Origin of the sequence: Polaribacter sp. SA4-12, assembly GCF_002163675.1 — a bacterium.
Classification (GTDB): domain Bacteria; phylum Bacteroidota; class Bacteroidia; order Flavobacteriales; family Flavobacteriaceae; genus Polaribacter.
In genome coordinates, this window is sequence record NZ_CP019334.1 from 3180875 (window position 1) to 3207529 (window position 26655).

Annotated in this window: 28 protein-coding genes; 13 read left to right on the forward strand and 15 right to left on the reverse strand. The window is 29.7% G+C overall.

What is annotated here, in order from left to right:
- Positions 1-10: 10 nt before the first annotated feature.
- From rpoN to rplM, 9 genes are all read right to left on the reverse strand, one after another.
- Positions 11-1468, reverse strand: a complete 1458-nt coding sequence (rpoN, locus tag BTO07_RS13810) for an RNA polymerase factor sigma-54 (RefSeq protein WP_087521788.1) — start codon at positions 1466-1468, stop codon at positions 11-13.
- 24 nt (positions 1469-1492) lie between these two features.
- Positions 1493-2929, reverse strand: a complete 1437-nt coding sequence (asnS, locus tag BTO07_RS13815; RefSeq protein ID WP_087521789.1) for an asparagine--tRNA ligase — start codon at positions 2927-2929, stop codon at positions 1493-1495.
- A 313-nt stretch (positions 2930-3242) separates the two neighbouring features.
- Positions 3243-5618: an efflux RND transporter permease subunit gene (locus BTO07_RS13820; RefSeq protein ID WP_087521790.1), complete on the reverse strand. Its 2376-nt coding sequence runs from the start codon at positions 5616-5618 to the stop codon at positions 3243-3245.
- A gap of 95 nt (positions 5619-5713) precedes the next feature.
- Positions 5714-6268 (reverse strand): ribosome recycling factor, encoded by a 555-nt coding sequence (gene frr / locus BTO07_RS13825; RefSeq protein ID WP_087521791.1) that lies wholly within the window; start codon positions 6266-6268, stop codon positions 5714-5716.
- 27 nt (positions 6269-6295) lie between these two features.
- Positions 6296-7006, reverse strand: coding sequence for a UMP kinase (pyrH, locus tag BTO07_RS13830; RefSeq protein ID WP_087521792.1), 711 nt, complete (start codon positions 7004-7006; stop codon positions 6296-6298).
- A 146-nt stretch (positions 7007-7152) separates the two neighbouring features.
- On the reverse strand, positions 7153-8124 hold the full coding sequence (gene tsf, locus BTO07_RS13835) for a translation elongation factor Ts (RefSeq protein ID WP_087521793.1): 972 nt from the start codon (positions 8122-8124) through the stop codon (positions 7153-7155).
- Between the two features lie 24 nt (positions 8125-8148).
- Positions 8149-8973, reverse strand: a complete 825-nt coding sequence (gene rpsB, locus BTO07_RS13840) for a 30S ribosomal protein S2 (protein WP_087521794.1) — start codon at positions 8971-8973, stop codon at positions 8149-8151.
- A 146-nt stretch (positions 8974-9119) separates the two neighbouring features.
- Positions 9120-9506 (reverse strand): 30S ribosomal protein S9, encoded by a 387-nt coding sequence (gene rpsI, locus BTO07_RS13845; protein WP_087521795.1) that lies wholly within the window; start codon positions 9504-9506, stop codon positions 9120-9122.
- Positions 9506-9961: a 50S ribosomal protein L13 gene (rplM, locus tag BTO07_RS13850; protein WP_087521796.1), complete on the reverse strand. Its 456-nt coding sequence runs from the start codon at positions 9959-9961 to the stop codon at positions 9506-9508. The genes rpsI and rplM overlap by 1 nt, the downstream gene beginning before the upstream one ends.
- 233 nt (positions 9962-10194) lie before the next feature.
- On the opposite strand from rplM, the gene BTO07_RS13855 reads away from it, so the two are divergent.
- Positions 10195-12819, forward strand: coding sequence for a DUF5916 domain-containing protein (locus BTO07_RS13855; protein ID WP_087521797.1), 2625 nt, complete (start codon positions 10195-10197; stop codon positions 12817-12819).
- Between the two features lie 9 nt (positions 12820-12828).
- Here the strand turns inward: BTO07_RS13855 and BTO07_RS13860 are convergent, their stop codons facing one another.
- From BTO07_RS13860 to BTO07_RS13870, 3 genes are all read right to left on the reverse strand, one after another.
- The gene (locus BTO07_RS13860; RefSeq protein ID WP_087522657.1) at positions 12829-13779 is read right to left on the reverse strand and encodes an MBL fold metallo-hydrolase; all 951 of its coding nucleotides are present in this window, start codon (positions 13777-13779) and stop codon (positions 12829-12831) included.
- Between the two features lie 2 nt (positions 13780-13781).
- Positions 13782-14390 (reverse strand): MarC family protein, encoded by a 609-nt coding sequence (locus BTO07_RS13865; protein WP_087522658.1) that lies wholly within the window; start codon positions 14388-14390, stop codon positions 13782-13784.
- Positions 14391-14491: 101 nt separating this feature from the next.
- Positions 14492-15547 carry a branched-chain amino acid aminotransferase gene (locus BTO07_RS13870; protein WP_087521798.1) on the reverse strand — a complete coding sequence of 352 codons (1056 nt, stop codon included), beginning with the start codon at positions 15545-15547 and terminating at the stop codon, positions 14492-14494.
- Positions 15548-15668: 121 nt separating this feature from the next.
- On the opposite strand from BTO07_RS13870, the gene BTO07_RS13875 reads away from it, so the two are divergent.
- From BTO07_RS13875 to BTO07_RS17645, 4 genes are read left to right on the forward strand one after another with little or no spacing between them, the layout of a single operon-like run.
- Entirely contained in the window at positions 15669-16175 is a 507-nt protein-coding gene (locus BTO07_RS13875) for a DUF4920 domain-containing protein (RefSeq protein ID WP_087521799.1), read from the forward strand.
- Positions 16175-16597, forward strand: coding sequence for a hypothetical protein (locus BTO07_RS13880; RefSeq protein ID WP_087521800.1), 423 nt, complete (start codon positions 16175-16177; stop codon positions 16595-16597). Before BTO07_RS13875 ends, BTO07_RS13880 begins: the two co-directional genes overlap by 1 nt.
- 2 nt (positions 16598-16599) lie before the next feature.
- Complete coding sequence (gene mnmD / locus BTO07_RS13885; RefSeq protein WP_087521801.1) at positions 16600-17265, forward strand: tRNA (5-methylaminomethyl-2-thiouridine)(34)-methyltransferase MnmD; 666 nt, start codon at positions 16600-16602, stop codon at positions 17263-17265.
- Between the two features lie 8 nt (positions 17266-17273).
- The gene (locus tag BTO07_RS17645) at positions 17274-17405 is read left to right on the forward strand and encodes a hypothetical protein (RefSeq protein WP_257789749.1); all 132 of its coding nucleotides are present in this window, start codon (positions 17274-17276) and stop codon (positions 17403-17405) included.
- Between the two features lie 176 nt (positions 17406-17581).
- On the opposite strand, the gene BTO07_RS13890 is transcribed toward BTO07_RS17645, so the two are convergent.
- Positions 17582-18724, reverse strand: a complete 1143-nt coding sequence (locus BTO07_RS13890; protein ID WP_087521802.1) for a glycosyltransferase family 2 protein — start codon at positions 18722-18724, stop codon at positions 17582-17584.
- A complete protein-coding gene (locus BTO07_RS13895) occupies positions 18721-19638 on the reverse strand; it encodes a hypothetical protein (RefSeq protein ID WP_232457037.1) in 918 nt (305 codons plus the stop codon). The genes BTO07_RS13890 and BTO07_RS13895 overlap by 4 nt, the downstream gene beginning before the upstream one ends.
- Before the next feature lie 106 nt (positions 19639-19744).
- Between BTO07_RS13895 and ruvC the strand changes: the two genes are divergently transcribed.
- The 4 genes from ruvC (at position 19745) to BTO07_RS13915 (ending at position 22707) form a co-directional block, all read left to right on the forward strand.
- On the forward strand, positions 19745-20299 hold the full coding sequence (ruvC, locus tag BTO07_RS13900; protein WP_087521804.1) for a crossover junction endodeoxyribonuclease RuvC: 555 nt from the start codon (positions 19745-19747) through the stop codon (positions 20297-20299).
- Between the two features lie 87 nt (positions 20300-20386).
- Positions 20387-20752, forward strand: coding sequence for a four helix bundle protein (locus tag BTO07_RS13905; RefSeq protein WP_087521805.1), 366 nt, complete (start codon positions 20387-20389; stop codon positions 20750-20752).
- A gap of 36 nt (positions 20753-20788) precedes the next feature.
- Entirely contained in the window at positions 20789-21916 is a 1128-nt protein-coding gene (gene hemW, locus BTO07_RS13910) for a radical SAM family heme chaperone HemW (RefSeq protein WP_087521806.1), read from the forward strand.
- A 41-nt stretch (positions 21917-21957) separates the two neighbouring features.
- Positions 21958-22707, forward strand: coding sequence for a cyclase family protein (locus BTO07_RS13915; protein ID WP_087521807.1), 750 nt, complete (start codon positions 21958-21960; stop codon positions 22705-22707).
- Positions 22708-22716: 9 nt separating this feature from the next.
- Here BTO07_RS13915 and BTO07_RS13920 read toward each other — a convergent pair whose 3' ends face one another.
- Entirely contained in the window at positions 22717-23697 is a 981-nt protein-coding gene (locus BTO07_RS13920) for a CorA family divalent cation transporter (protein ID WP_087521808.1), read from the reverse strand.
- An 86-nt stretch (positions 23698-23783) separates the two neighbouring features.
- On the opposite strand from BTO07_RS13920, the gene BTO07_RS13925 reads away from it, so the two are divergent.
- From BTO07_RS13925 to ade, 4 genes are read left to right on the forward strand one after another with little or no spacing between them, the layout of a single operon-like run.
- On the forward strand, positions 23784-24152 hold the full coding sequence (locus BTO07_RS13925; protein WP_087521809.1) for an MmcQ/YjbR family DNA-binding protein: 369 nt from the start codon (positions 23784-23786) through the stop codon (positions 24150-24152).
- A gap of 2 nt (positions 24153-24154) precedes the next feature.
- A complete protein-coding gene (locus tag BTO07_RS13930; protein WP_087521810.1) occupies positions 24155-24412 on the forward strand; it encodes a DUF3781 domain-containing protein in 258 nt (85 codons plus the stop codon).
- Between the two features lies 1 nt (position 24413).
- Complete coding sequence (locus BTO07_RS13935) at positions 24414-24962, forward strand: 5-formyltetrahydrofolate cyclo-ligase (protein ID WP_087521811.1); 549 nt, start codon at positions 24414-24416, stop codon at positions 24960-24962.
- 52 nt (positions 24963-25014) lie between these two features.
- Positions 25015-26637: an adenine deaminase gene (ade, locus tag BTO07_RS13940; protein ID WP_087521812.1), complete on the forward strand. Its 1623-nt coding sequence runs from the start codon at positions 25015-25017 to the stop codon at positions 26635-26637.
- Positions 26638-26655 lie beyond the last annotated feature (18 nt).

Consider the following 26655-nt stretch of genomic DNA (forward strand, 5'->3'; position numbering starts at 1 on the left):
TAAAACTTCACTAAATTTCTTTTCGTAAACGTGCTACTGGTAAATCTAATTGCTCTCTATATTTAGCAACTGTTCTTCTTGCAATTGGATATCCTTTATCTTTTAAAATGGCTGCCAATTTTTCGTCTGTTAATGGTTTTTTCTTGTTTTCTTCAAGGACTACTGTTTCTAAAATTTTCTTTATCTCTTTTGTAGAAACATCTTCTCCTTGATCATTTTTCATTGATTCAGAAAAGAATTCTTTAATCAATTTTGTACCATAAGGTGTAGAAACAAACTTGCTATTTGCTACCCTAGAAACGGTAGAAACATCCATGTTTATTTTATCCGCAATATCTTTTAGAATCATAGGCCTTAACTTGCGTTCATCACCAGTTAAAAAATATTCATATTGATAATGCATGATCGTATTCATGGTTACCAATAATGTTTGTTGACGTTGTTTTATTGCGTCAATAAACCATTTTGCAGAATCTAATTTCTGCTTGATAAAAAATACGGCATCTTTTTGAGATTTACTTTTTACAGTAGACTCTTGATATCCTTTTAACATATTATTATACTCTCTAGATATATGCAATTCAGGTGCATTTCTGGAGTTTAAAATCAAATCTAATTCTCCATCCACAAGTTTGATAGAAAAATCAGGTACTATTTGTTCTGCAATCTTATTATTTCCTGCATAAGAACTTCCTGGTTTAGGATTTAGTTTAGATATCTCAGTATTTACTTCCTTTAATTCTTCTGTAGAAATATTAAATTTTTCTTGTAACTTTTTGTAATGTTTCTTCACAAAATGATCAAAAGCTAATTCTAAAACATCAATTGCTAAAGCTCTTATTTTTGTACTCTCTTTTCTTTTGAGTTGAATAATAAGACATTCCTTCAAATCTCTAGCTCCAACACCAATTGGATCTAAAGTGTGAATCACTTTTTTTAGAATGCCAATAACTTTTTCTTCTGTAGTAAAAACATTAGCAGTAAAAGCTAAGTCATCCACTAAATCTAAAATATCTCTTCGAATGTAACCACTATCATCAATGCTACCTACTAAAAACTCAGCAATTGAACGCTCTTCATCATCAAAACTATAGGTGTTCAGTTGATTTTTTAATGATTGATGAAAGCTTGTTCCTGCTGCATAAGGTACATTTTTCTCTTCATCATCTGCTGAATAGTTATTTGCTTGAGTTTTGTAATTAGGTATTTCATCATCACTCAAATACTCATCAATATTTATGTCTTCGGCTTCAATTTTTTCTGTACCCGCATCATCAAATTCGTTAGATAAATCATCATCTATCGAATCCGAATCTTCTTTACCAGTATCTAGTGCTGGGTTTTCCTCAATTTCTTGTTTTAGGCGTTCTTCAAAAGCTTGTGTAGGCAATTGAATTAACTTCATCAACTGAATTTGTTGAGGAGATAATTTTTGTAAGAGTTTATAATGTAAACTTTGTTTTAGCATAGACTTAAATATACAAAATACTTATTAAAATTCAGCGTTTTGTGGAGTTCTTGGAAAAGGAATTACATCTCTAATGTTATTCATCCCTGTTGTAAATTGTACTAATCTTTCGAAACCTAATCCGAAACCAGAGTGAACTGCAGTTCCAAATTTTCTTAAATCCAAATACCACCATAATTCTTTTTCATCGATATTCATGGCTTTCATTTTCTCTAATAAGACATCGTATCGTTCTTCACGTTGAGCACCACCAACCATTTCTCCAATTCCTGGAAAAAGAACATCCATAGCTCTAACTGTTTTTCCATCATCATTTAAACGCATATAAAATGCTTTTATATTTGCTGGATAATCAAATAAAATAACCGGACATTTAAAGTGTTTTTCAACTAAATAACGCTCGTGTTCAGATTGTAAATCTGCTCCCCATTCATTAATTGGAAATTGAAATTTCTTCTTTTTGTTTGGTTTCGAATTACGTAGAATATCAATTGCTTCAGTATATGAAACTCTTTTGAAATTATTATCAGCCACAAAACGAAGTTTTTCTAACAAACTCATTTCGCTTCTTTCAGCTTGTGGTTTACTTTTTTCTTCTTGTGTTAAACGTTGATCTAAAAAGGCTAAATCGTCTTTGCAACTTTCTAAAATCGAATTTAAAACTGTTTTTATAAAATCTTCAGCTAAATCCATATTGCCATCTAAATCCATGAAGGCAACTTCTGGTTCAATCATCCAGAATTCTGCTAAATGACGTGTTGTATTTGAGTTTTCTGCTCTAAAAGTAGGTCCAAAAGTATATGCTTTCCCTAAAGCCATCGCATAAGTTTCAGCTTCTAATTGTCCAGAAACAGTTAAGTTCGTTTCTTTTCCAAAGAAATCTTTAGAATAGTCAATCTTTCCATCTTCTGTAAGCGGTGCTTCATTGTCTTTAAAATTTGTAACTCTAAACATTTCTCCTGCTCCTTCTGCATCAGAACCAGTAACAATAGGCGTGTTAACGTAGTTAAAGTCTCTTTCTTGAAAATATTGATGAACAGCAAAAGATAATTTAGAACGCACACGCATTACTGCGCTAAAAGTGTTTGTTCTTACACGTAAATGTGCATTTTCTCTTAAAAACTCGAAACTATGTTTTTTAGGTTGAATAGGATATTCATCTGGATTTGAATCTCCTAAAATTTCAATTTCTGAAACTTGAATCTCTACAGATTGCCCTCTACCTTGACTTGCAGCTAAAGTTCCTTTTATAGAAATTGCGGCTCCCGTATTAATTCTTTTTAATGTTTCTTCTGATGTGTTTTCAAAATCGATAACACATTGAATATTATTAATGGTAGAACCATCATTTAAAGCAATAAAACGATTGCTTCTAAATGTTCTAACCCATCCTTTTAGTTGTACTTCTTGTAGTAATAATCCTTCCGACTTTATAAGTTCGGCAACGCTTTTGTTTATCATATTCTTATAATATTGATATAAATATATGTTATTAATAAAAAGTAAAGATACTTTTTTGGGTTAAGATGAGCAATGATATTTTTAAGTAGTTTATTATTGAATTTAGGGTTAAAATACCTGTAAAATTTATTGCATTATTTTATACTTTTGTGCAATTAAAGATAATAGTTTATTATATGAATCTTTTTCACATAATTTATTTAATCCAATTTTTTTGATTTTTTGTTAGACTAAAAACCGGATGTTTTAATAAACATCCGGTTTTTATTATTTGATACTATTTTTTCTAAAAACTAAAAATAGAAATTCAATTTTACTTTTCTGTATTTTCTTCCTTTGGAGGGAAAATTTTTATTGCAGGTTCTTTAAAAACTTTCTTATTTGCGATTTTCTTTTCAAAAGTTAATAATAAAGAGGGTAATAATAACAAGTTAGAAACCATTGCTAATAATAAAGTAATTGAAACTAATCCACCTAAAGCAATAGTACCTCCAAAACTTGATAAAGTGAATACTAAGAACCCAAAAAACAATACAATAGAAGTATAAAACATACTTACCCCGGTTTCACGAAGAGCAGCATAAACGGAAGGTTTTATACGCCATTTATTAGCAATTAATTCTTGCCTATATTTTGCTAAAAAGTGAATAGTATCATCCACAGAAATACCAAAGGCGATACTAAATACTAATATTGTTGATGGTTTTATAGGGATGTCTAAGAAGCCCATTAATCCTGCCGTAATCAATAATGGTAATATATTTGGTATTAAAGAAATGAAAATCATTTGTGGTGATCTAAACATCCACGCCATAAAAATGGCAATTAAAAAGATAGCTAATGATAAAGAAATCACTAGGTTTTTAATTAAATAGTTAGTTCCTTTTATAAAAACTAATGCTTTTCCTGTTAGAGAAACATCGTATTTTTCTGAAGGAAATTCTTTTGCGATAACTGCTTTTAATCGTTCCTGAATTACATTCATTTTTTCAGTACCAATGTCTTTCATAAAAGTGGTTATTCTGGCATAACGACCTGTAGAATCTACAAAGTTTTTAAGCATACCAGCTTCACTGTTCGAATTCTTCGTGTATGCAAAAATATAACTTTGCTCTTGGCTTGTAGGTAATTGATAATATCTTGGATTTCCTTTGTAATATGCTTGTTTAGAGTATTTTACTAGATTGGTTACAGATATTGGTTTAGATAATTCTGGAAAAGTTTCTATAGCTTCATTAATCTTCTCCATCCTTTTTAAAGTGGATAGTTTCATGACACCTTTGTCTTTCTTTGTGTCAATCAAAATTTCAAGAGGCATGATTCCTCCAAACTCACTTTCAAAGAATTTAATATCTTGATAAAATTCTAAGCTTTTTGGCATGTCTTCTATTAAACTACCCGATACTTTAATTTTATAAACGCCAATAATAGCTGCAATTATAACAATTACAGTTGTAAAATATATTGTAATTCTTCGGTTTCTTACCATTTTTTCCATCCAGTCAACAACATTTTCAATCCATCTTCTTTCAAGATGATTTAAATGTTTCTTCTTTGGAAGCGGCATAAAACTATATAGAATAGGAATAATTAATAAAGCTAAAATAAAGATACTTATGATGTTTACAGAAGCTAAAATTCCGAATTCACGTAGTAAACTACTTTTTACAAAAACAAAGGTTGCAAAACCAGATGCAGTTGTAATATTTGTCATTAAAGTAGCGTTTCCTATTTTAGAAATTACACGTTGTAAAGCTTTTGCTTGTTGTCCGTGTTTTTTTATTTCTTGTTGATATTTATTAATAAGGAAAACTGCATTTGGCACCCCAATAACAATAATTAAAGGAGGTATTAATGCTGATAAAACAGTAATTTCATAACCAAACCATCCTATAAAACCAAAAGCCCAAGTAACACCAATCATTACTACTAATAGAGTGATAAATGTTGCTCTGAAAGAGCGGAAGAAAAAGAAGAATATTACAGCCGTAATAGCTAATGCACCACCTACAAAAAGTATAATTTCATCTTGTATATTTTGAGCATTTAGTGTTCTAATATACGGCATTCCAGAAACTCGAACATCTACATTATTCTCTTTTTCAAACTCTTTTATTGTTGGTATTAAAATATTAAAAATGAAATCTCTACGTTTAGGCGTATTAATAATTTCTTTCTTTATATAGATAGCAGTTTGTAGCGTTCCTGTTTCTTTATTAAATAGTAAGTTATCGTAGAAAGGAAGTTTCTCAAAAAGTTGTTTTTTTATTTCTAAAACTTCGTCTGTTGTAGTTGGATTTTTTTCATATAAAGGTTCTAATACAAACTTTCTGTTCTTTCTATCTGCTTTTAATTCCTGAACATCAGCAATAGAAAGTGTAAAATCTATTTCCTCTAAACTATCAAATTTTTTAACTAAATTATTCCATGCATTAAACTTTTTTGGTGTAAAAACTGTTGAGTCTTTTATTCCAAGAATAACTAAATTCCCTTCTTCACCAAAAATCTTTAAAAATTGATTGTATTGTAAATTTGCCTCATGATCTTCTGGCAATAAATTAGCCTCTGTATATGAAAACTTCATATACTTCATTTGTGATGCTAATAGCCCTGTAACGATAGCAATACCTAGTAAAACCAAATATCGGTTTCTTAAGATAGTACCAGCAACTTTTGTCCAGAAATTCATTTTTATAAATTTACGAAAATGTAATTAAATTATATATTGTTTGTAAATAAAAAGAGAGTGCTAATAAACACTCTCTTTTTATTATTTAGGTTTTTTTAAACCTTCATTATTTCCACTTCTTTTACAGCTAGTTTATCTTCTATCTGTTTTACATAAGTGTTTGTTAATGTTTGAATATCGTCTTCTGCGATTTTCTTCATATCGTCAGAAATATCTGTTTTTTTGATATCATTGTTTGCATCTTTACGTGCATTTCTAATACCAACTTTAGCATGTTCTGCTTCAGATTTTGATTGCTTAGCTAATCCAATTCTTCTTTCTTCTGTTAATGGTGGTACATTAATCATAATAATATCACCATTATTCATAGGATTAAATCCTAAGTTTGCTACTTGAATTGCTTTTTCAATTGGCTGTAACATGTTTTTTTCCCAAGGTTGAACACTAATAGTTCTTGGGTCTGGAGTAGTAACATTTGCTATCTGACTTAATGGAGTTAAAGATCCATAATAATCTACCATAACATTTGCTAACATTGCTGGAGTTGCTTTACCTGCTCTAATAGTTCGTAATTCTTTAATTAAATGCTCTATAGCATTATTCATTGCTTCTTTAGCTGAATCAAGAATAAATTCAATTTCTTCGTTCATCTTTAGTGTTTTTTTAAAAGATTATGATTAATGATTATCAACAATAGTACCAATTTTTGCTCCAGAAACTAGTTTTAATAAGTTTCCATTAGTATTCATATCAAAAACAATAATAGGTAATTTATTTTCTTCACTTAATGTAAATGCAGTCATATCCATTACTTTAAGACCTTTTTTAATAACGTCCTTAAAAGTAATCGTTTCAAATTTAATAGCATCTTTATCCTTTTCGGGATCTACATTATAGATACCATCTACACGAGTTCCTTTTAAAATACAATCTGCATCTATTTCAATTGCTCTTAAAACAGCCGCTGTATCTGTAGTAAAATAAGGATTTCCTGTTCCTGCTCCAAAAATAACAACTCTACCTTTTTCTAAATGACGAATTGCTTTTCTTTTAATATATGGTTCTGCAACTTCTTTAATTTCTAAAGCAGTTTGTAAACGTGTATCAACTCCTTCGTCTTCAAGTGCGCTTTGTAGTGCCAATCCATTAATACATGTTGCTAGCATACCCATGTGATCTCCTTGTACACGATCCATACCATTAGCTGCTCCAGCAACACCTCTAAAAATGTTTCCACCACCAATAACGATAGCAACTTGAATACCTTTAGCAACGACATCCTTAATTTCTTTTGCATATTCAGAAAGACGTTTGGGATCTATTCCATATTGTCTTTCACCCATTAATGCTTCTCCACTTAATTTTAAAAGAATTCTATTGTATTCCATAGCTTGTTTTGAAAGTTGTGCAAAATTAAGCTTTTTTTTTGAGTTTCCTTTTTTTGGGAAACAAAAAAACCTCGCAATTCTAAAATTATAGAATGCGAGGTTTTAAATATTTAGATTCCTGTATTTACAGGAATAATAGATAAATGTTATCCTAAAGTAACTCTTTTAAAAGTACTTACAGAAACGTCACCATATGTTTTAACATATTGGTCAACATTTTTCTTTTCATCTTTAATAAAAGCTTGGTCTAAAAGACATTGCTCCATATCTAAAGTTGTGTTGTCAGAAACGAATCTTTCCATTTTTCCTGGTAAAATTCTTTCCCAGATTTTTTCTGGTTTTCCTTCAGCAGCTAATTCTGCTTTTGCAGCTTCTTCAGCTTTTGCTAATACTCCTTCAGATAATTGAGACATAGAAATAAATTGAGGAACATTTTTCAATGTTTTACCTAATCTTCCTAATTCAATATTATCTTTTTCGATTACCGCAATTCTAGCTTCTGTTTCAGCGGCTACAAATGTAGGATCAAAATCTTTATAAGACAAAGTTGTTGCACCCATAGAAGCTACTTGCATAGCTACATCTTTAGATAAAACATCAGCATTATCTACAGCAGCAGATAAACCAACTAAAGCAGCAATTTTACCAATGTGAGTATAAGCACCAACATAAGCAGCTTCGATTTTCTCAAAAGCAGTTATATCTAACTTTTCTCCAATAACACCAGTTTGCTCAATTAATTTTTCAGCAACAGTCATACCTCCAAAATCTGCAGCTAAGAAAGATTCTTTGTCAGCACAATTTAAAGCTATTTCAGCGAATTGACCACCTAATGCAACAAATGCATCGTTTTTACCAACAAAATCAGTCTCACAAGCTAAAACGATAGCAACACCAACAGTGCTGTCTGCGTTAATTTTTGTTACTGCAACACCTTCTGAAGAATCTCTATCAGCTCTTTTTGCAGCAATTTTTTGACCTTTTTTACGTAAAATATCAATTGCTTTATCAAAATCACCAACTGCCTCAACTAATGCCTTTTTACAGTCCATCATTCCAGCTCCAGTTGCTTCTCTTAATTTTTTAACATCAGCAGCACTAATCTTTACTGTTTCCATGCTATTTATATTTTTTAATTATAATTATTTTTTTTCTTCAGAAGGAGTTTCAGTAACTTCAGCTTTAGTTTCTTCAACTTTTGCTTCTTCAACTTCAGGAGCTACTTTTACTGCCTTTGGAGCTGCAACTTCTTTAGTTTCTTTTACTTTTTCTTTGTCTGATTTTCTTTCTGATAAACCTTCAGCAACTGCATCAATAACAAAAGATAAAACTTTGTCAATAGATTTAGATGCGTCATCATTAGCAGGAATGATAAAATCTACTAATCTAGGATCAGAGTTTGTATCAACCATTGCAAAAATAGGAATGCTTAATTTTCTAGCTTCTGCTACTGCAATGTGCTCTTTCTTAATATCTACAATAAACAATGCTCCAGGTAAACGAGTCATATCAGAAATAGAACCTAAATTCTTTTCTAATTTTTCTCTCTGACGATTGATTTGTAATTTTTCTCTTTTAGATAATGCATCAAAAGATCCATCTAACTTCATTCTATCAATATGAGCCATTTTCTTAACAGCTTTTCTAATAGTTACAAAGTTAGTTAACATACCACCAGGCCATCTTTCAGTAATGAAAGGCATGTTTACAGATTTTGCTTTTTCAGCAACAATATCTTTTGCTTGTTTTTTTGTAGCAACAAATAAAATTTTACGTCCAGAGTTAGCAATCTTTTTTAAAGCTTCTGAAGTTTCTTCTATTTTTGCTGCTGTTTTATACAAGTCAATGATGTGTACACCATTACGTTCTGTATAAATGTATGGAGCCATGTTTGGGTTCCATTTTCTAGTAAGGTGTCCAAAGTGTACACCGTTATCTAATAATTCTTGAATGTTTACGTTTGCCATTTTTTCTAAATGTGTTTACTTTCTGTTTTGAAATCAATAGTTAGGTAGTCTTTCGAGTCCTAACTATTTAGATGCTAAACTGTTTAATATTAAAATATAATAACAGTTCTCGATATAATGTATTACAGAATAAATTCTGATTACTATTAACGTTTCGAGAATTGGAATTTTTTACGTGCTTTTTTCTGACCGAATTTCTTACGTTCAACCATTCTTGGATCACGAGTTAATAAACCTTCTGGTTTCAATACTAATCTGTGCTCTTCGTTAATAGAAACTAAAGCTCTAGTAATTGCCAAACGAATTGCTTCTGCTTGACCAGTTACACCACCTCCGTATACATTAACTTTGATATCATAAGATTCTAAGTTTTCTGTTAACATTAAAGGTTGTTGTACTTTATACTGTAAAGTTCCAGTAGTAAAGTAGTTCTTATAGTCTTTTTTGTTTACTGTAATGTTCCCACTTCCTTCAGAAAGATAAATACGAGCAACAGCTGTTTTTCTTCTACCGATTTTATGTACTATATCCATTATTTAAGATCGTTAAGGTTAATAGCTTTAGGTTCTTGACCTGCTTGTTTGTGCTCTCCACCTGCATATACATACAAGTTTCTGTATAGAGCTGCTCCTAAAATATTTTTAGGTAACATTCCTTTTACTGCTTTTTCGATTAATCTTGTAGGATCTTTCTCAAACATTTCTGTTGCAGTTAACGATCTTTGTCCTCCTGGGTAACCCGTGTGACGGATGTAAGACTTCTCAGTCCATTTCTTACCAGTTAAAACAATTTTTTCTGCGTTGATGATAACCACGTTATCTCCACAATCTACGTGAGGAGTAAAATTTGGTTTGTATTTACCTCTAATTAGCTTTGCTACTTTAGAAGCTAGACGACCCAACGTTTGCCCGTCTGCATCAACTAAAACCCACTCCTTGTTTACGGTAGCTTTGTTTGCTGATACTGTTTTGTAACTTAATGTGTTCATAATTACACTATTAGTTTTTGTTTATTAATAAATTATTTTTCCTTAAAAAAGGAGTGCAAATGTACCGTTTTTTATTTGATTGACAAATAGTGTTTTATATTTATTTTACACTTAACGTGTTAATGATTTTTACATTATATAAATTAACATTTTCTTAAGAAACTAGAAAGTTATTTTTGCAGAACTTAAGGGGTGTTTTAAAGTGCTCTTTTTTACAACAATCAACCAACAATATGAAGCTTTATTTATCTAGTTTATTATTAATAATTAGTATTTCTTTTTGCGCTTCTTCTCAAGAATTACCTGAAGAAGAGTTAACTAAAAGAATATATACAACTAAGAAATTAAAAAAAGTACCAGTAATTGATGGAGATATTTCTGATGAAGCTTGGGATGTTGTAGAATGGTCATCAGACTTTGTGCAGAAAACACCAAATGAAGGAAAAGCACCAAGTCATCAAACGAAGTTTAAAGTAATCTATGATGAAAAGTACCTATATATTGCTATTGTTGCCTTTGATGAAGAGCCAGAATTAATTCAACAAAGATTAACAAGAAGAGATGGTTTTGCAGGCGATAGGGTAAATGTAATTATAGATAGTTACCACGATAAAAGAACTGCGTTTGTTTTTACCACAACTGCTGCAGGTGTAAAAGGAGAAGAAATTACAACTCAAAATGGAGATAATTGGGATGATAGTTGGAACCCGATTTGGTATACAGATGCTAAAGTAAATAATGATGGTTGGTCTACAGAAATGAAAATTCCTTTTAGTCAATTACGTTTTGGTAAAGCAAAAGAACAAATTTGGGGTTTTAATATAAACCGAACTATTTTCAGAAAACAAGAAAGATCTTTGTGGCAAAGAATTCCGAATTCTCAATCGGGGTTTATTAGTGAAGCAGGAGAATTACATGGATTGATTAATTTAGTTCCTCAAAAGCAATTAGAAATTCAGCCTTTTACAGTTTTACAATATGATTCTTATCCTAAAGAAGGTAATAATCCTTATAGAGATGGAAGCGATTTTAAAATTAATGGAGGTTTAGATGCTAAAATCGGGATTACAAACGATTTAACTTTAGACTTAACAATAAATCCAGATTTTGGTCAAGTAGAAGCAGATCCTGGAGCAATTGCTTTGGATGGTTTTCAAATTTTCTTCGAAGAACAGCGTCCGTTTTTTGTAGAGAATAAAAATATTTTTGATTATAAATTTGCTAACGGAAGAGACAATCTATTCTACAGTAGAAGGATTGGAGGTAGCCCTCATAGAAGTGCCGATTTAGAAAATGGTGAATATGCTAAAGAACCTATAAACTCAACTATTCTAGGAGCCGCAAAGTTTTCGGGGAAAACCAAAAGTGGTTGGTCAATTGGTGTTTTAGAAAGTATTACCTCTAATGAATATGCAAAAATTAAACAAGTAGATGGTGAAACAAGAAAACAAATTGTTGAACCTCTAACCAATTATTTTGTTACTAGAGTTCAAAAAGATTTTAATGAAAGAAATTCTTATTTAGGAGGGATTTTTACTGCAACTAACAGAAATCTAGATGGCGATTTTTCAGAATTACACAAAGCAGCTTACACAGGGGGAATAGATTTTAGGCATACTTGGCACAAAAGAGATTTTTATTTAGAAGGAAATACAATAATGAGTCATGTTGTAGGAAGTGAGGAGGCGATTGAAAACACTCAACTTTCTATTGCTAGATTATTTCAAAGAGTAGATGCAACCCATGTAGAATTAGATCCTACAAGAACTTCGCTTACAGGAACAGGTGGAAGAATTGAAGTAGGGAAACAAGGTGGAGGAAATTGGAGATATAATGCTGGTTTTGTATGGCGTTCTCCAGAATTAGAATTAAACGATGTTGGGTTTTTGCGTCAAACAGATGAAATGATTCAGTTTTCAAATGTTAGATATTTATGGCAAGTTCCTACAAAAACGTATAGAGATATTAGGTTTCGATTAGAGCAATTTTCAACGTTTGATTTTCAAGGGAATCAAAATAAGATGCAATATGAAACTCAAGTAAATGTTAATTGGATAAATAATTGGTGGACAGAATTGGGTTTAGGTCATAAACCTTTAGTTTATGGAAACGCCTATTTAAGAGGTGGTCCTCGTTGGCGTTTTGCGGATGAAAACTTTGTTTTCTTATTTTTTGGATCTGATAGAAGTAAAAAAATGAATTTTACTTTAGGATATGTAACGAGTAAAGCAGAAGAAAATGCCAATAGTTTTGCGCGATATGTTTTTAGAATGAATTATCAGCCTTTTGATGCTTTTAGTATGTCTTTAAATACAGAATTCGAAAAAACTACAGATAAAACTCAGTATGTTACAACTTCAGATTTAGGAAATCAAAAAAGATATATTTTAGGAAAGATTGATAATCAAAATTGGTCTACAACTTTACGTTTAAATTATAGCATCAATCCAAATATGTCTATTCAATTTTATGGACAACCTTATGTTGCAAGAGGAAGATATTCTGATTTTAATTACGTAACAAATTCAACAGCAGCAAGTATTAATGATCGAGTAAGGATGTATGATGTAAATCAAATTTCTGAAAACAATGATACTTTTTCTGTTGATGAAAATTTAGATGCAATTACAGATTATACATTTGATAAACCAGACTTTTCTTACGTACAATTTAGAACAAACTTAGTTGCAAGATGGGAATATATACCAGGATCAGAATTATTTTTTGTTTGGGCTAGAGGTGGTGTTGGTTATGATAATCCCAAAAATTCACTTTCAAAAAGTTTACGAAATCAGATTGTAGATAGACCTTTAGAAGATACTTTTTTAATAAAAGCAACCTATAGATTTGTAAGGTAAAATGATCGTTTATAATTGATAATTATCACCCTCACTCGCAAATTGAAAACCTAACTTTTCAATTTCTTTTCGTTCCTTACTGTCTTTTTGAAGTGTAGGATTTGTGTGATTAAAGTGGATGAAAATTACTTTATTTTTGGTTGATAAAGATTCATTCTTAAATAAATTGATTGTTTCTTGTATAAATGGATGAGGAACTTCTGTCATCGCTCTTTTAACTTCTTTCTGATTCAAAAAAGTAGCATCAATAAAAGCATAATCAACTTTTTTTACTTCTTCAATAATACTGCGTTTCCATTTATGCCATTTATCAATATCCGGAATGAATAATGCAGTTTTTTTAGTTCCTTCAATTTTGTAGCCAACCGTTTCAGAAAATTCATCTCTGTGAGGTACTAAAAAGGGAGTTACTTTTAATTTGTTATTCAACACCATTGTAGAATCGTGTTGTAAATTTTTAAGCTGAATATTTTGTAAAGAAACCAATTGACTCCAAGGTCCATTAGCTTTTAAAAAGCTTTTCATTTTTGGCATTGCATAGACTTTGGTGTCTTTTTTACCAAAAGCTTCTCTTCCAAAATACATTAAACCTGTATAATGCCCAATATGCGCATGTGTTAAGAAAACTCCATCAATAATGGAGGGTGTTTTTAAATGATTTTGTTCTAATGCTGCTAATTGTGTATGCATATCTGGAGTTGCATCAAACAACCATTTTTGTTGATTTTCTACATCAACCAAACCTAAAGAAACGACACTTTTTTTACTGTTTTTTCCATTGTAAAAATTAGCACAACATTCTTTTTGGCAACCAATATGAGGATAACCTCCATCTTGAGCGATTCCTAAAACAGTAATATATTGTTTGTTGTTTAGTTGTTTTTTTTCTAGCGTCTTTTCATCACAAGAAAATAAAAAAGCAAAAACTAGAATACATAGAATAAAGGATTTTATTTTCATCATTATTTTAAAAAGTATCCACTAATTCCGCTTAAAATACTTTGTACTGCATAAGAAGCTAAAATAAGTCCCATTATCTTACTAATTACAGTAATTCCATAAGTTCCAATTTTTTCTTGAACACTATTTGCTATCAATAATAACAGCGCTGTTAAAGCAATAACAAACAACACTAATAGTGTAGTAATTGTTTGCTCTTGAATTGAATATAAATGATTATCAGTAAGTAAAACTACAGCCATTATTGCTCCAGGAGAAGCAATAGAAGGGATTGCTACAGGAAAAATAGTAACATGTCTATAATCTGTAATTTGATTTTTTTCTCGAGTTGGTTTTCCATCTCCAAAAATCATAGTAATGGCAAATAGGAATAAAATAACTCCACCAGAAATCTGAAAAGCATCTAAAGTAACGGACATTCCTTCTAAAATAAGTTGTCCGATTACTATAAAAAACAACAAAATAAAGAAAGCTACTACAGAAGCTCTTACAGCTACTTTCTTTTTTTCAGATTTTGTAAGTTCTTTGGTTGCTTCTAAATATACAGGTACAGAACCTATAGGATCTAAAACTGCAATTAAAAAGAATATTTTGGTAAGGATTGTAATTATCACTGTAAGAAATTAGAAATTAATATTTGTTGTTAGAAATATATATAAAAAAAGCATCAAAGTGGTAACCTTGATGCTTTTTTTAAAATATTTTTGTTATTTTATAACATCACTCTCCATCCATAAGGATCTTCAGCTTTATTTGTTTGAATGTCTGTAATTGCTTTCTTTAAAATTCCAGAAAAAGGAGTTTCTAATTCAGGTAAATCATAATCTGTATCTTGATATCCAAAACCAGCAATTGGCGAAATTACTGCAGCAGTTCCTGCTCCAAACATTTCTTTTAAACTACCACTTTGTGCCGCGGCAATAACTTCAGAAACAGAAATTTTTCTAACTTCTACATCAATATTTAAATCTTTAGCAATTTGAATAACACTTTTACGTGTAATTCCGTCTAAAATACGATCACTAGTAGGACTTGTAATTAACGTATCATTTATTCTGATAAAGATATTCATCGCGCCAGCTTCTTCAATATATTCGTGCGAATTATCATCCGTCCAAATAACTTGATTATACCCTTTTTCTATAGCTAATTGTGTAGGGTAAAACTGAGCAGCATAATTACCACCAGCTTTAGCAAAACCAACACCACCATTTGCAGCACGTGCATATTTTTCTTCAATTAAAACTTTTACTTTTCCAGCAAAATAAGCGCCAGAAGGAGCTGTACAAATTATAAATTTATACGCATCTGCAGGAGAAGCATGAAACCCTATTCCAGAAGCAAACATAAAAGGTCTTATGTATAAAGAACTTCCTTCGTTTGTAGGAATCCAGTTATTATCAACTTCTAATAATTTCTTTAAACCATCCATGAATATATCTTCAGGAATTTGAGGTATTACCAAACGTTCTGCAGATTTATTTAAACGCTTCCAGTTTTCTAAAGGTCTAAATAACATTGTATTTCCTTCTGCATCTTTGTAGGCTTTCATTCCTTCAAAAATTGATTGTCCGTAATGGAAAATCTTTGCAGCAGGATCTAAAGAGATTGGTGCATAAGGTTTAATAACAGATGTTTGCCATTCGCCATTTACAAAATCACACTCTAACATATGGTCAGAATATACACTACCAAAAGGTAAATTGTCAAAATCTACAGTATCTATTTTCGACTTTTCTATATGTTGAATTTCTATATTAGATTTCATTCTATTTGATTGAGATTATCCCACAAATGTACATAAATTATTCATCTGACAAAATAACAAATCATTGCTATTATTCTTTAAAAGATGTACTTTTGTTGGATATCCAATAAATTTATTAGTTATGAAATATTTATTACAATTTTGTTTAATAGTTTTATTCGCTTTTACAGCCTGTAAAGAAGGAAAGAAAACAGCTAAAGAAGTTGAGCAACCAAAACAAGAAGTTGTTTATGATTCTTTTGGTGAAAAAATATCTTTAGATAAAGCAATTACTTCAGAAGAGTTGTTAGCTAAATTTAAAACAATGAAAGCTGGTGATACAATTAACGTAAAATTTGCTTCTAGTATTAAGGAAGTTTGTTCTAAAAAAGGATGTTGGATGAAGCTTCCTTTAGGCGATGATGCAGAAACAATGGTTCGTTTTAAAGATTACGGTTTCTTTATGCCTTTAGATTCTAAAGGAAGAGAAGTTGTTTTAAACGGTAAAGCTTTTATAAATGAAACATCTGTAAAAGAATTACAACATTATGCTGAAGATGCAGGAAAAACGAAAGAAGAAATAGCAAAAATAACAGCATCTAAAATTGAGTATACTTTTGAAGCTGATGGAGTTTTAATGAAACAATAATGAGAAAACTAGCATTAGTATTTTTATTAATTTCAATTTTTTCTTGTAAAAAAGAAATACCTAAGAAAATAATTATTGTAGAAAGAAAAAGAGTCAATCAGTCAGAAATGGCGGCTTTAATGCTTAAAATGTATGATAAAAACTTAGAAAACAAAACACTTGTTTTACAAGGGAAAGAGCCAAAAGATTTTCCAAAAGAGTTTTTAAATATTCATACAGCTCAATTAACAGATCCTTCAAATAGAAATCCCGCATTTAAAATGTTCTCAAATTTCTATTTAAACAGTTTTAAAAAGGTTTTTACAACCTCAAAAGATTCACTTATTTTGAAGCACAATAATGCAGTTAATAGTTGTATTGCTTGTCATGAAACTACATGTGTAGGACCAATACCTAGAATTAAAAAGTTATTAATAAAATAATTATGAAAAGAGAAATTCTAATAACTTCAGATGGTTCTACAACCATTAATTTGCCTGATTTAAATGAGCAATATCATTCTAAAAACGGTTCAATTAACGAGTCATATCACGTTTTTATAAACAGTGGATTAAGGCAGGTTTCTTCTGATACCGTTTCAATCTTAGAAATCGGTTTTGGTACCGGTTTAAATTGTTTTATAACATATTTAGAAGCTAAAAAAGAAATTCATTATGTAGGCGTAGAAGCATATCCTGTTACTTCAGAAGAAGTAGAGAGTATGAACTTTATTTCTATATTAAATGCGGAAAAAGATAAAGCTACTTTTGATAAAATTCATGACGTTTCTTGGGAAGAAAAACATCAAATTTCTGATAAATTTGCACTCACAAAAAGAAAGCAGTTTTTTGAAGATATTGATGATAAAGATGCGTTTAATTTAATTTATTTCGATGCCTTTGGTGCACGTGTTCAACCTCAATTGTGGACTGTAGAAATCTTCCGAAAAATGTTTGAATCATTAAAAGAAAACGGAATTTTAGTAACCTATTCTGCAAAAGGAAGTGTTAGAAGAGCAATGCAAGAAGTTGGTTTTACAGTAGAGCGTTTGCCTGGACCTCCAGGAAAAAGAGAAATGTTACGAGCTACAAAACTAATTACTAAAAACTAATTATTTATATGGAATTTAAAAGAAAATTTGGGAGAAAAAAAGAGACAAAACCTACAAAAGGAATTTTTTTAATCTTGCTTTTAGCATTAGCGATATTTCTTTGGTTTAAAGCTGAAGATATTATGAATGCATTATTATAAAAATATTTTTTTGAAGCTATTTCCTGCTTTACGCACTCGCTTTTTTTACGAAAAGTAAAAAAGAGCTCAAACAATTGCTTCAAATGCGAAGCATTCAACGATTCAAAGAAAATATTAAAGCAGAGTTAATCAGGGCTAGACTTGTTTGCAAGCTATTGTAAATTAGTATATGAAAGTTACTTTTTAAAGCGTCTTCCTTTCCAATTATATTTGAAGAATAGTGAGTTAAAGATAACGAAAATACTGAAAAAAGGATATAGCAAACTTGCAAAAATATACCATTTATAAAAAGAAGATTTGTGCTCAAAAAACTGAATTGTGGGCAGAAATAAAAACAAATCAATTACCATTTTTATTACAAAAGGAATCAATAGAACTTCTATAGATTGAGTAAATAAGTAATAAATAACTAAGAAGTTTGTAAGTAATACCAATAAGCCAATCAACTTTACTTTTATAGAACTAAAACTACTTGTTTTAGCTGCCCATCTTGTTCTTTGATTGATTAAATCTCTCCAACTTTTTACAGGAAATGTAGTTACAATTGCTTCTTTCGATTTTAAATAATGAACACTTCTTTTATCAGCTTTTATAAATTTTTCAAATAGGAAGATATCATCGCCACTTGCAATATTATTGTTTCCTTCAAAACCATTTAGTTTTAAGAACTCATCTTTCCTGTAAGCAAAGTTTGCGCCATTACATAAAAAAGGAAATTCAATTCCGAAACCACCAATCGTAGTTCCTTGCATGCTCATGAAATCTAATAATTGAAACTGCTCTAAAAAGTTGTTTTCAACTTTATAATTAACAGGTGCAACCACCATTTTAGAATTCTTTTCTTGAATAAAAGTATCTAAATTTTTTAACCAGTTTTCAGTAACAATGCAATCTGCATCTGTAGTAACAATCCAATTATTATTTGCAATAGAAATAGCAGTTGTAATCGCATCTTTCTTTGGCGAATTTGATGTTCTTATATTTTTTATAACACGAATATCTACTCGGTCGCAGTCGAGAGGTTTGAGGTTTCGACTGCGCTCAACCTGACATTTTTTAATAATTTCAACAGAATTATCAGAAGAGTCATCATCAACCAAAATAAACTCAACCAATTCTTTTGGGTAGTTTAATTCCGTAATTGATTCTAATAAAAGAGGTAGGTTTTTAGCTTCATTCCGAAAAGGAATTACCACAGAAAAAGAAGTTGAATTATTTTCTAAGATTTCATTAAATTCATCAACTTTTTTAAAACCAATTGTTAAAGAAACAATCAGAATTGCATAAAAAGTAAATATGAAAACTAGAAACCAAATCATTTTACAAAATTAGGTTTAAAAGTTAACACAAAATAGCTTCCAATAAATGCAGGTAAAACAAAATTAAGAATCCACATAATAGATGTAATTGATAAAATTGTAAGTGGTTCTATATTATAAAATGAAAACACCCAAATTGCAACTGTTCCTTTTAGAACGACATCAAATAAAGACAACATTGGTATTATTGAAGCAATTAAATAAACAGATGTAATTGCTGAAATTGCGTCAAAATAAGAAACATCAACCTTAAATATCAACAATAAAAAGTAAAACTGATGAGAGAAAATTACGAATCGTAAAAACGAAAAAAGACCTACTTTGATGTTAATGTTCTGCGGAATTTCCTTTATAAATACTCTTGTCTTTTCAAAATATGAATTGCTGAAATTAAAGTATTTCATAGCAAAAAAAAAGGCTATAATTACAAATGTTCCAATAAGTAAAACACTCAGTATTTGCTGAAAATCTATTTCAATTTTATGCTGAAAAACAAAATAGCTAAAACCACTAACTCCGAAAATTAGCGTCATCAATAGCTGATAAAAATTACCAACTAAGTTCAATCCCAAAATTTGCTTCCGCTGTTTTTTTTCAAAATACAATGCTTTTGCGCCATATTCTCCAATTCTGTTTGGTGTAATTAAAGAAGTAGTTAAAGAAGCGAAACTTTGAATTGAAGCTTTTTTAAATGAATAATTGCCAATAGAAGAAATTAACGAATGCCATTTACTGATTTCGAAAAACCAGTTAAAAAAGGTGAAAAGTAAAAGAATAACGCTGTTTTTGAGTGTAAAAACATTGTTTTCTATCAAATTTTGATAAAAAAAAGCAAACTGTAATTGTTCGTTTTCTATCAATTTCTGGTAAATAAAATACCCACAACCAATTACAATCGATAGTTTTATTATCAACGAAAAGAATTGCTTAGTTTTGTGTGAAAGCGAATTATACATTGTTTGCAAAGTAATAAATAATCATCAGTATGTTTGATGATAAATACAAAAACAATCTGCGAGTTTGGCGATAGAAAAAATCATTTTAGGAATTGACCCAGGAACAACAATTATGGGTTTTGGAATCATAAAAGTTGTTGGTAAAAAGATGGAATTTATTCAAATGAATGAATTGATGTTGAAAAAATACGACGATCATTACCTAAAACTAAAACTCATTTTTGAGCGTACCATAGAATTAATTGACACTTATAATCCTGATGAAATTGCTATTGAAGCACCTTTTTTTGGTAAGAATGTGCAATCGATGTTAAAGTTAGGTAGAGCACAAGGAGTTGCAATGGCTGCAGGTTTATCAAGAGAAATTCCGATTACAGAATATTTGCCAAAGAAGATAAAAATGGCAGTTACGGGAAATGGAAATGCGAGTAAAGAACAAGTTGCGTTGATGCTAAAATCATTATTGAATTTAAAAACACTTCCTAAAAATTTAGATGCAACTGATGGATTAGCAGCTGCAGTTTGTCATTTTTACAATTCAGGAAGAGTTGTTGGTGGAAAAAACTATACAGGTTGGGCGAGTTTTGTGAAGCAGAATGAAAAACGAGTTAAAAAATAAAATTTAGTTTTCAGTAGCAGTAGCAGTAGCAGTAGCAGTAGCAGTAGCAGTAGCAGTAGCAGCAGTATTCAGTAAAAAATAAAATATATGAGTTTTACAGATTTATTTTTTTTTAAAAAATCATTTTCTTTATCAATGAAGATATTTGAAGTTTCAAAATCTTTTCCAAAAGAAGAAAAATATTCTCTTACAGATCAAATAAGAAGGTCGTCGAGAAGTGTATCTGCAAATATTTCTGAGGCGTATAGAAAAAGACAATATCCTAAACATTTTGCTAGTAAATTAAGTGATTCAGATGCCGAAAATTCTGAAACTTTAACTTGGTTAATGTTTGCCCTAAAATGTAATTATTTAGATAAATGTTTGTTTGATAATTTATCCGCAGAAAATCTAGAAGTAGGAAAATTAATAAATTATATGATTAATAATCCTGGTAAGTTTGGAGTCAAATAAGCCTGCTAACTGATACTGAAAACTGAATACTAATTTATGTCCGGAATTTATATACACATACCGTTTTGTAAACAAGCATGTTTTTATTGCGATTTTCATTTTTCAACTTCTTTAAAAAAGAAAGATGAAATGATTTCATCACTTGTAAAAGAGATTGAAATTAGAAAAGATGAATTAAATAATTCGATTGTAGAAACCATTTATTTTGGAGGAGGAACACCAAGTGTTTTATCTGTTGATGAAATTCAAACTATAATTGATGCTGTTTATAAAAATCATACAGTTGTTGCAGCACCAGAAATTACGCTAGAAGCAAATCCTGATGATTTATCAGAAGAAAAAATTATAGAACTTTCAAAATCACCAATAAATAGATTAAGTATTGGCGTTCAATCTTTTTATCAAAAGGATTTAAAATTGATGAATCGTGCGCATAATTCTGAAGAAGCAAAAAATTGTTTGTCTTTTGCAACTCGCTATTTTGATAATATTTCTGTCGATTTAATTTACGGAATTCCAGATTGTACCAATGAGGAATGGAGAGAAAATATACAAACAGCATTGAGCTTCGGAATTCCTCATATATCGAGTTATGCATTAACTGTAGAACCAAAAACGGCTTTAGAAACTTTAATTGCAAAAGGAAAAATTAAAAATGTTGATGAAGAAAAAGCACAAGAGCAGTTTTATATTCTAATTGAAGAATTAGCGAAAGCAAACTTTGTGCATTACGAACTTTCTAACTTTGGTAAAGAAGGTTTTTTTAGTCAAAATAATTCATCTTATTGGTTAGGTAAACCTTATTTAGGTATTGGTCCTTCTGCTCATTCTTTTAACGGGAAAGAAAGAAGTTGGAATGTAAAAAATAATACGAAGTATATTAAAGCGATTCAAGAAAATACACTTCCTTTAGAAAGAGAAGTCTTAACAGAAATGGATGGTTATAATGAATATATTATGACGGGTTTACGAACCATTTGGGGAGTTTCTTTTGATAAAATAAAAAGTGATTTTGGAGAAAAATATATTAAATATTTAGAAAATCAATCAGAGAAATTTATTGAACAAGAATTATTGTATATTGAAGACGAAATACTAAAAACGACTCAAAAAGGGAAGTTTTTATCAGACGGAATAGCATCAGATTTATTTATGATAAACTAGGTTATTCAAAGTAATTAATAAAGAAAAAAAGTACAGCATAAATGAAAGCAGTTATAGAATACAATTCTAGAAAAATCACCATAAATGTTTCAGAACCAATTGATATTTCAATTCCAATTGATATGACAAAAGAGAACGTTAATGCTTGGGGAATTGATGATCCTAAAATTGAAGTAGAAAAATTTGATGATTATGAAGTTAGTGTTGCAAACGGCGCAGTTGTTAACTTTAACAGCATCAGTTTTAATCCACATTCTCATATTACACATACAGAATGTGTGGGGCATATTACCAAAGAAGTACATTCTATAAATAAAAATTTAAAGCATTATTTCTTCGTTGCAGAAGTTGTAACAGTTGCTCCAGAACAAATAGGAAAGGATTTTGTTATTTCTGAAAAACAGCTAAAAACGGCATTAAGAAATAAAAAAAGAGATGCTATTATTATTAGAACACTTCCAAATTTATCTGATAAAAAATCAACGAGATATTTTAATACAAATCCAGCTTATTTATCTGAAACAGCAGCTATTTATTTAGTTGAAAAAGGAATAAAACATTTGCTAGTAGATTTACCATCTGTTGATAAAGAAAAAGATGGCGGTAAATTAGTTGTTCATAACACTTTTTGGAATACTAAAGGAGCGCTAAGAATGGATGCTACAATCACTGAGTTTATATTTGTACCAAATGACGTTGAAGATGGTGAGTATTTGTTAAACTTAATGATTGCTCCTTTCGAAAATGATGCAACGCCAAGTAAACCTATTTTATATAAAATTATAAAGTAATTTTTGATATTAAAACCACTTTTTACGTTTAAAATACCAAACAGAGATTAAGGTAATAATAACCATTACACCTAATAAAATAAAATAACTATACTTAAATTTTAATTCAGGAATGTTCTCGAAATTCATTCCGTAAATTCCTGCTAAAAAAGTTAATGGAATAAAAACTACAGACAGAATTGTAAGTGTTTTCATCACTTCATTTAAACGATGTCCTTGAATACTGAATATTAAATTTATCTTACTTTCTAACTCTTGTAATTCAAAATCTATGTTAGAAATTAGATTATTGGTTTGTTCTTTTAATTCACTAAAATATTTATTGTCTAAATCTTTAATTTCTGTTTTTTCTAACTTTATAATTACATCTTTTAAACCAATTGTTGCTTTTTTAAAGTTGAATAATTCTTGCTTTCTTTTTTCAACCAAAGAAGTAAATTCAGGTGTTGGTTTTATATTGGTAGAACGCAACCTGTCTGAACTTAATTCAGCATTTTCCTGATACGTATCTTGGTAATTATCAATAATAGATTCAAGGACTAAAAACAATAAATAATCGGCACTTTTTTTTCTAACAAGACCTTTATTTCCTTCTAAACGTTCGCGAATCCAACTAAAATAATCTCCAGATTTTTCTTGAATTGACCATAAAAAATCAGAAGAAACAATAAAAAACATTTGTTCAGAATCGAATGTTTGGTTTTCAGTTTTTAGAACACGAATTGTTATAAATAACAAATCTTCTAATAAAATAACTTTGTTAGGATGATCTTCATCCATCAACAATTTAATTAAAAAATCGTCTAATTTATTTTGATTAACAACCGCTTTAAACTCTTCATTATAATTAATTCCATAAGTGTTTAACCATTTTATTAAACCATTATTCTTTGTCAATTCAATTTCTGAAATTGTAGAAAAATTTGTCTTTTCATAATTCTTATCAGAATAACTTATAATAGATGTATTGTCTAAAAATTGATTTTTCATTTTGAAAATAATTGTAAATTTGATAGATAAAGATACTTTTTATATTGATAAAAAAATATTTTTTTCTCAATTCAAAACAGGATACTATGCACATAGAACAATTAAGAGATTTTTGCATTGCCAAAAAAGGAGTAACAGAACATTTTCCTTTTGATGAAACTACACTTGTTTTTAAAGTGATGTCTAAAATGTTTGCACTTACTGGTTTAAATAATTGGGAAAAAGGCGAGGCGAAAATCAATTTAAAATGTGATCCTGATAAAGCAGAAGAATTACGAGGAGAATACGAAGGTGTAAATCCTGGTTTTCATATGAACAAGAGACTTTGGAACACTGTTACCATAAATTCTAGCGATGTTTCAGACGATTTGGTAAGAGAACTTATCAATCATTCTTATGATTTAGTTGTAAAAGGTTTGACCAAAAAACTACAAAAGGAATTAGAAGAATTATAAAAATGAATAAGAATGAAATTTTAAAGAATCATTGTTATACAAAACTTGTTTATGAAAGGATAAACAAGAAATTAAAAACCAATTTTTCTAATGATGAAAGTGAAATTCTTATCAAAAAAGTATTAGAAGAAACAGTCATAGAAAACTATATAAAAAAAGGAAAGAATTTTTATATTTCGAACAATCAATATAATATTAGAATTACGATTAATTCTAATACTTTTAGAGTGATAACTGTAGATAGAATTCTTAATTTATAAAATGAAAAAGAAAGAACTTAGAAAAATATACAAACAAAAACGTAAAGATTTATCTGCTGTTGAGGTTGAAAATCTTCAAGAAAATATATATCAACAAGTTTTTGAATTCGATTTTTCTAAAATAAATACAATTCATATTTTTCTATCAATAGAAAGATTGTTAGAGATAAATACAAACCCAATCATCGATTTTTTATTATTAAAAAACAAAACGATTGTTGTTAGTGTCAGTGATTTTTCTACAAATACATTAACCCATTTTTTGTTTGATAGAAAGACAAAATTAAAAGTAAGTTCGTTCGGTATTCCAGAACCCATAAACGGAATAGAAATCGATCCTAAAAAAATAGATTTAGTATTTGTTCCTTTATTAATTTCTGATGAAAAAAAATATAGAGTTGGTTACGGAAAAGGTTTTTATGACCGATTTCTTGCGGAATGCAAACCGGATGTTAAAACCATTGGTTTAAACTTTTTTCAGCCAATTGATAGGATTGAAGATACTAACGAATTTGATATTCCTTTACATCAAGTAATCTATCCGAAGTAAAATTTAAAAACCGTGTTTATTCTTTGTAAATTTGTTGTAGAAATAGAAAGCAATGATTGTACAAGGAAATATAGTAGACATACAGAACAAACGAATTTACAAAGGAGAAATTGAAGTTGTAAACGGAAAAATAGCTTCTTTAAAAGAAGTGAATCACAACCAAGAAAATTACATTTTACCAGGTTTTGTAGATGCACATATTCACATAGAAAGTTCTATGTTAGTTCCTTCAGAATTTGCAAAAATTGCTGTAAAACACGGTACAGTTGCAACCGTTTCTGATCCACATGAAATTGCCAATGTTTTAGGAGTAAAAGGAGTAGAGTTTATGATTGAAAACGGAAAGAAAGTTCCGTTGAAATTCAATTTTGGCGCTCCAAGTTGTGTGCCTGCAACTTCTTTTGAAAGTGCTGGCGCAATTATAGATGCTGATGACATTAAATTGATGATGGAAAATCCTGATATCAAGTATTTAGCAGAAATGATGAATTATCCAGGTGTTTTATTTGATGATGCTGAGGTTTTAGCTAAAATTCAACATTCAAAAAATAATAACAAACCCATTGATGGTCATGCGCCTGGTTTAAGAGGAGATGATGTTACTAAATATATTTCTGCAGGAATTTCTACAGATCATGAGTGTTTTTCTTATGATGAAGCTTTAGAAAAGTTACAGAAAGGAATGAAGGTTATTATTAGAGAAGGTTCTGCAGCAAAAAACTTTGAAGCTTTAATAGCTTTATTACCAGAACATTTTGAAAATATGATGTTTTGTTCTGATGATAAACATCCAGATGATTTATTATTAGGTCATATAAATCAATTGTGTGAAAGAGCACTCGCCAAAGGAATTGATGTTTATAAAGTATTACAAGCAGCTTGTGTAAACCCTGTTAAACATTATAATTTAGATGTTGGTTTGTTACAAAAAGGAGATGATGCAGATTTTATTGTAGTTGATAGTTTAGAGAAATTTAATGTTTTAGAAACGTATATAAATGGTGATTTAGTTGCCAAAGACGGAGAGAGTTTTGTAAAATCTGTTCCTTTTGAAGTTTTAAATAACTTTGATACTGATAAAAAGAACGTAACCGATTTTAGATTTGATTCTAATGTTGAAAAAATTAGAGTTATTGAAGCTTTAGATGGAGAATTAGTAACGAATCAGATTGAAGAAGATTCTTTAATTGTTGATGGAAATTTAGTTTCTAATACAGCCACAGATATTTTAAAAATGACAGTTGTAAATCGTTATAAAAACGATGAGCCAGCAATCGCATTTATAAAGAATTTCGGATTAAAAGAAGGCGCAATTGCAAGTTCTGTTGGTCACGATTCTCATAATATTATTGCCGTTGGTGTTTCTGATGAAGATATTTGTAGAGCCGTAAATTTAATTATAGAAAATAGAGGTGGAGTTTGTGCTGTAAATGCAAAAGAAGAAAAAATAGTTTCATTACCAGTTGCAGGAATTATGTCTGATTTATCTGCAGAGGAAATTGGTAAATCATATGCTGAGTTAGATAAAATGGCAAAACAAATGGGAAGTAAATTACGTGCTCCTTATATGAGTTTGTCTTTTATGGCTTTATTGGTAATTCCGTCTTTAAAATTATCGGACAAAGGTTTGTTCGATGGAACTTCTTTTAAATTTACTTCTTTAGAGATAAGATAATACTGTTTTAGCTTTCAT

What these genes read in the sequence shown, in the direction of transcription:
- rpoN (WP_087521788.1), bottom strand. Translation starts at nt 1,468, where the DNA reads ATGCTAAAACAAAGTTTACATTATAAACTCTTACAAAAATTATCTCCT.
- asnS (WP_087521789.1), bottom strand. Translation starts at nt 2,929, where the DNA reads ATGATAAACAAAAGCGTTGCCGAACTTATAAAGTCGGAAGGATTATTA.
- BTO07_RS13820 (WP_087521790.1), bottom strand. Translation starts at nt 5,618, where the DNA reads ATGAATTTCTGGACAAAAGTTGCTGGTACTATCTTAAGAAACCGATAT.
- frr (WP_087521791.1), bottom strand. Translation starts at nt 6,268, where the DNA reads ATGAACGAAGAAATTGAATTTATTCTTGATTCAGCTAAAGAAGCAATG.
- pyrH (WP_087521792.1), bottom strand. Translation starts at nt 7,006, where the DNA reads ATGGAATACAATAGAATTCTTTTAAAATTAAGTGGAGAAGCATTAATG.
- tsf (WP_087521793.1), bottom strand. Translation starts at nt 8,124, where the DNA reads ATGGAAACAGTAAAGATTAGTGCTGCTGATGTTAAAAAATTAAGAGAA.
- rpsB (WP_087521794.1), bottom strand. Translation starts at nt 8,973, where the DNA reads ATGGCAAACGTAAACATTCAAGAATTATTAGATAACGGTGTACACTTT.
- rpsI (WP_087521795.1), bottom strand. Translation starts at nt 9,506, where the DNA reads ATGGATATAGTACATAAAATCGGTAGAAGAAAAACAGCTGTTGCTCGT.
- rplM (WP_087521796.1), bottom strand. Translation starts at nt 9,961, where the DNA reads ATGAACACATTAAGTTACAAAACAGTATCAGCAAACAAAGCTACCGTA.
- BTO07_RS13855 (WP_087521797.1), top strand. Translation starts at nt 10,195, where the DNA reads ATGAAGCTTTATTTATCTAGTTTATTATTAATAATTAGTATTTCTTTT.
- BTO07_RS13860 (WP_087522657.1), bottom strand. Translation starts at nt 13,779, where the DNA reads ATGAAAATAAAATCCTTTATTCTATGTATTCTAGTTTTTGCTTTTTTA.
- BTO07_RS13870 (WP_087521798.1), bottom strand. Translation starts at nt 15,547, where the DNA reads ATGAAATCTAATATAGAAATTCAACATATAGAAAAGTCGAAAATAGAT.
- BTO07_RS13875 (WP_087521799.1), top strand. Translation starts at nt 15,669, where the DNA reads ATGAAATATTTATTACAATTTTGTTTAATAGTTTTATTCGCTTTTACA.
- BTO07_RS13880 (WP_087521800.1), top strand. Translation starts at nt 16,175, where the DNA reads ATGAGAAAACTAGCATTAGTATTTTTATTAATTTCAATTTTTTCTTGT.
- mnmD (WP_087521801.1), top strand. Translation starts at nt 16,600, where the DNA reads ATGAAAAGAGAAATTCTAATAACTTCAGATGGTTCTACAACCATTAAT.
- BTO07_RS17645 (WP_257789749.1), top strand. Translation starts at nt 17,274, where the DNA reads ATGGAATTTAAAAGAAAATTTGGGAGAAAAAAAGAGACAAAACCTACA.
- BTO07_RS13890 (WP_087521802.1), bottom strand. Translation starts at nt 18,724, where the DNA reads ATGATTTGGTTTCTAGTTTTCATATTTACTTTTTATGCAATTCTGATT.
- BTO07_RS13905 (WP_087521805.1), top strand. Translation starts at nt 20,387, where the DNA reads ATGAGTTTTACAGATTTATTTTTTTTTAAAAAATCATTTTCTTTATCA.
- hemW (WP_087521806.1), top strand. Translation starts at nt 20,789, where the DNA reads ATGTCCGGAATTTATATACACATACCGTTTTGTAAACAAGCATGTTTT.
- BTO07_RS13915 (WP_087521807.1), top strand. Translation starts at nt 21,958, where the DNA reads ATGAAAGCAGTTATAGAATACAATTCTAGAAAAATCACCATAAATGTT.
- BTO07_RS13920 (WP_087521808.1), bottom strand. Translation starts at nt 23,697, where the DNA reads ATGAAAAATCAATTTTTAGACAATACATCTATTATAAGTTATTCTGAT.
- BTO07_RS13925 (WP_087521809.1), top strand. Translation starts at nt 23,784, where the DNA reads ATGCACATAGAACAATTAAGAGATTTTTGCATTGCCAAAAAAGGAGTA.
- BTO07_RS13930 (WP_087521810.1), top strand. Translation starts at nt 24,155, where the DNA reads ATGAATAAGAATGAAATTTTAAAGAATCATTGTTATACAAAACTTGTT.
- BTO07_RS13935 (WP_087521811.1), top strand. Translation starts at nt 24,414, where the DNA reads ATGAAAAAGAAAGAACTTAGAAAAATATACAAACAAAAACGTAAAGAT.
- ade (WP_087521812.1), top strand. Translation starts at nt 25,015, where the DNA reads ATGATTGTACAAGGAAATATAGTAGACATACAGAACAAACGAATTTAC.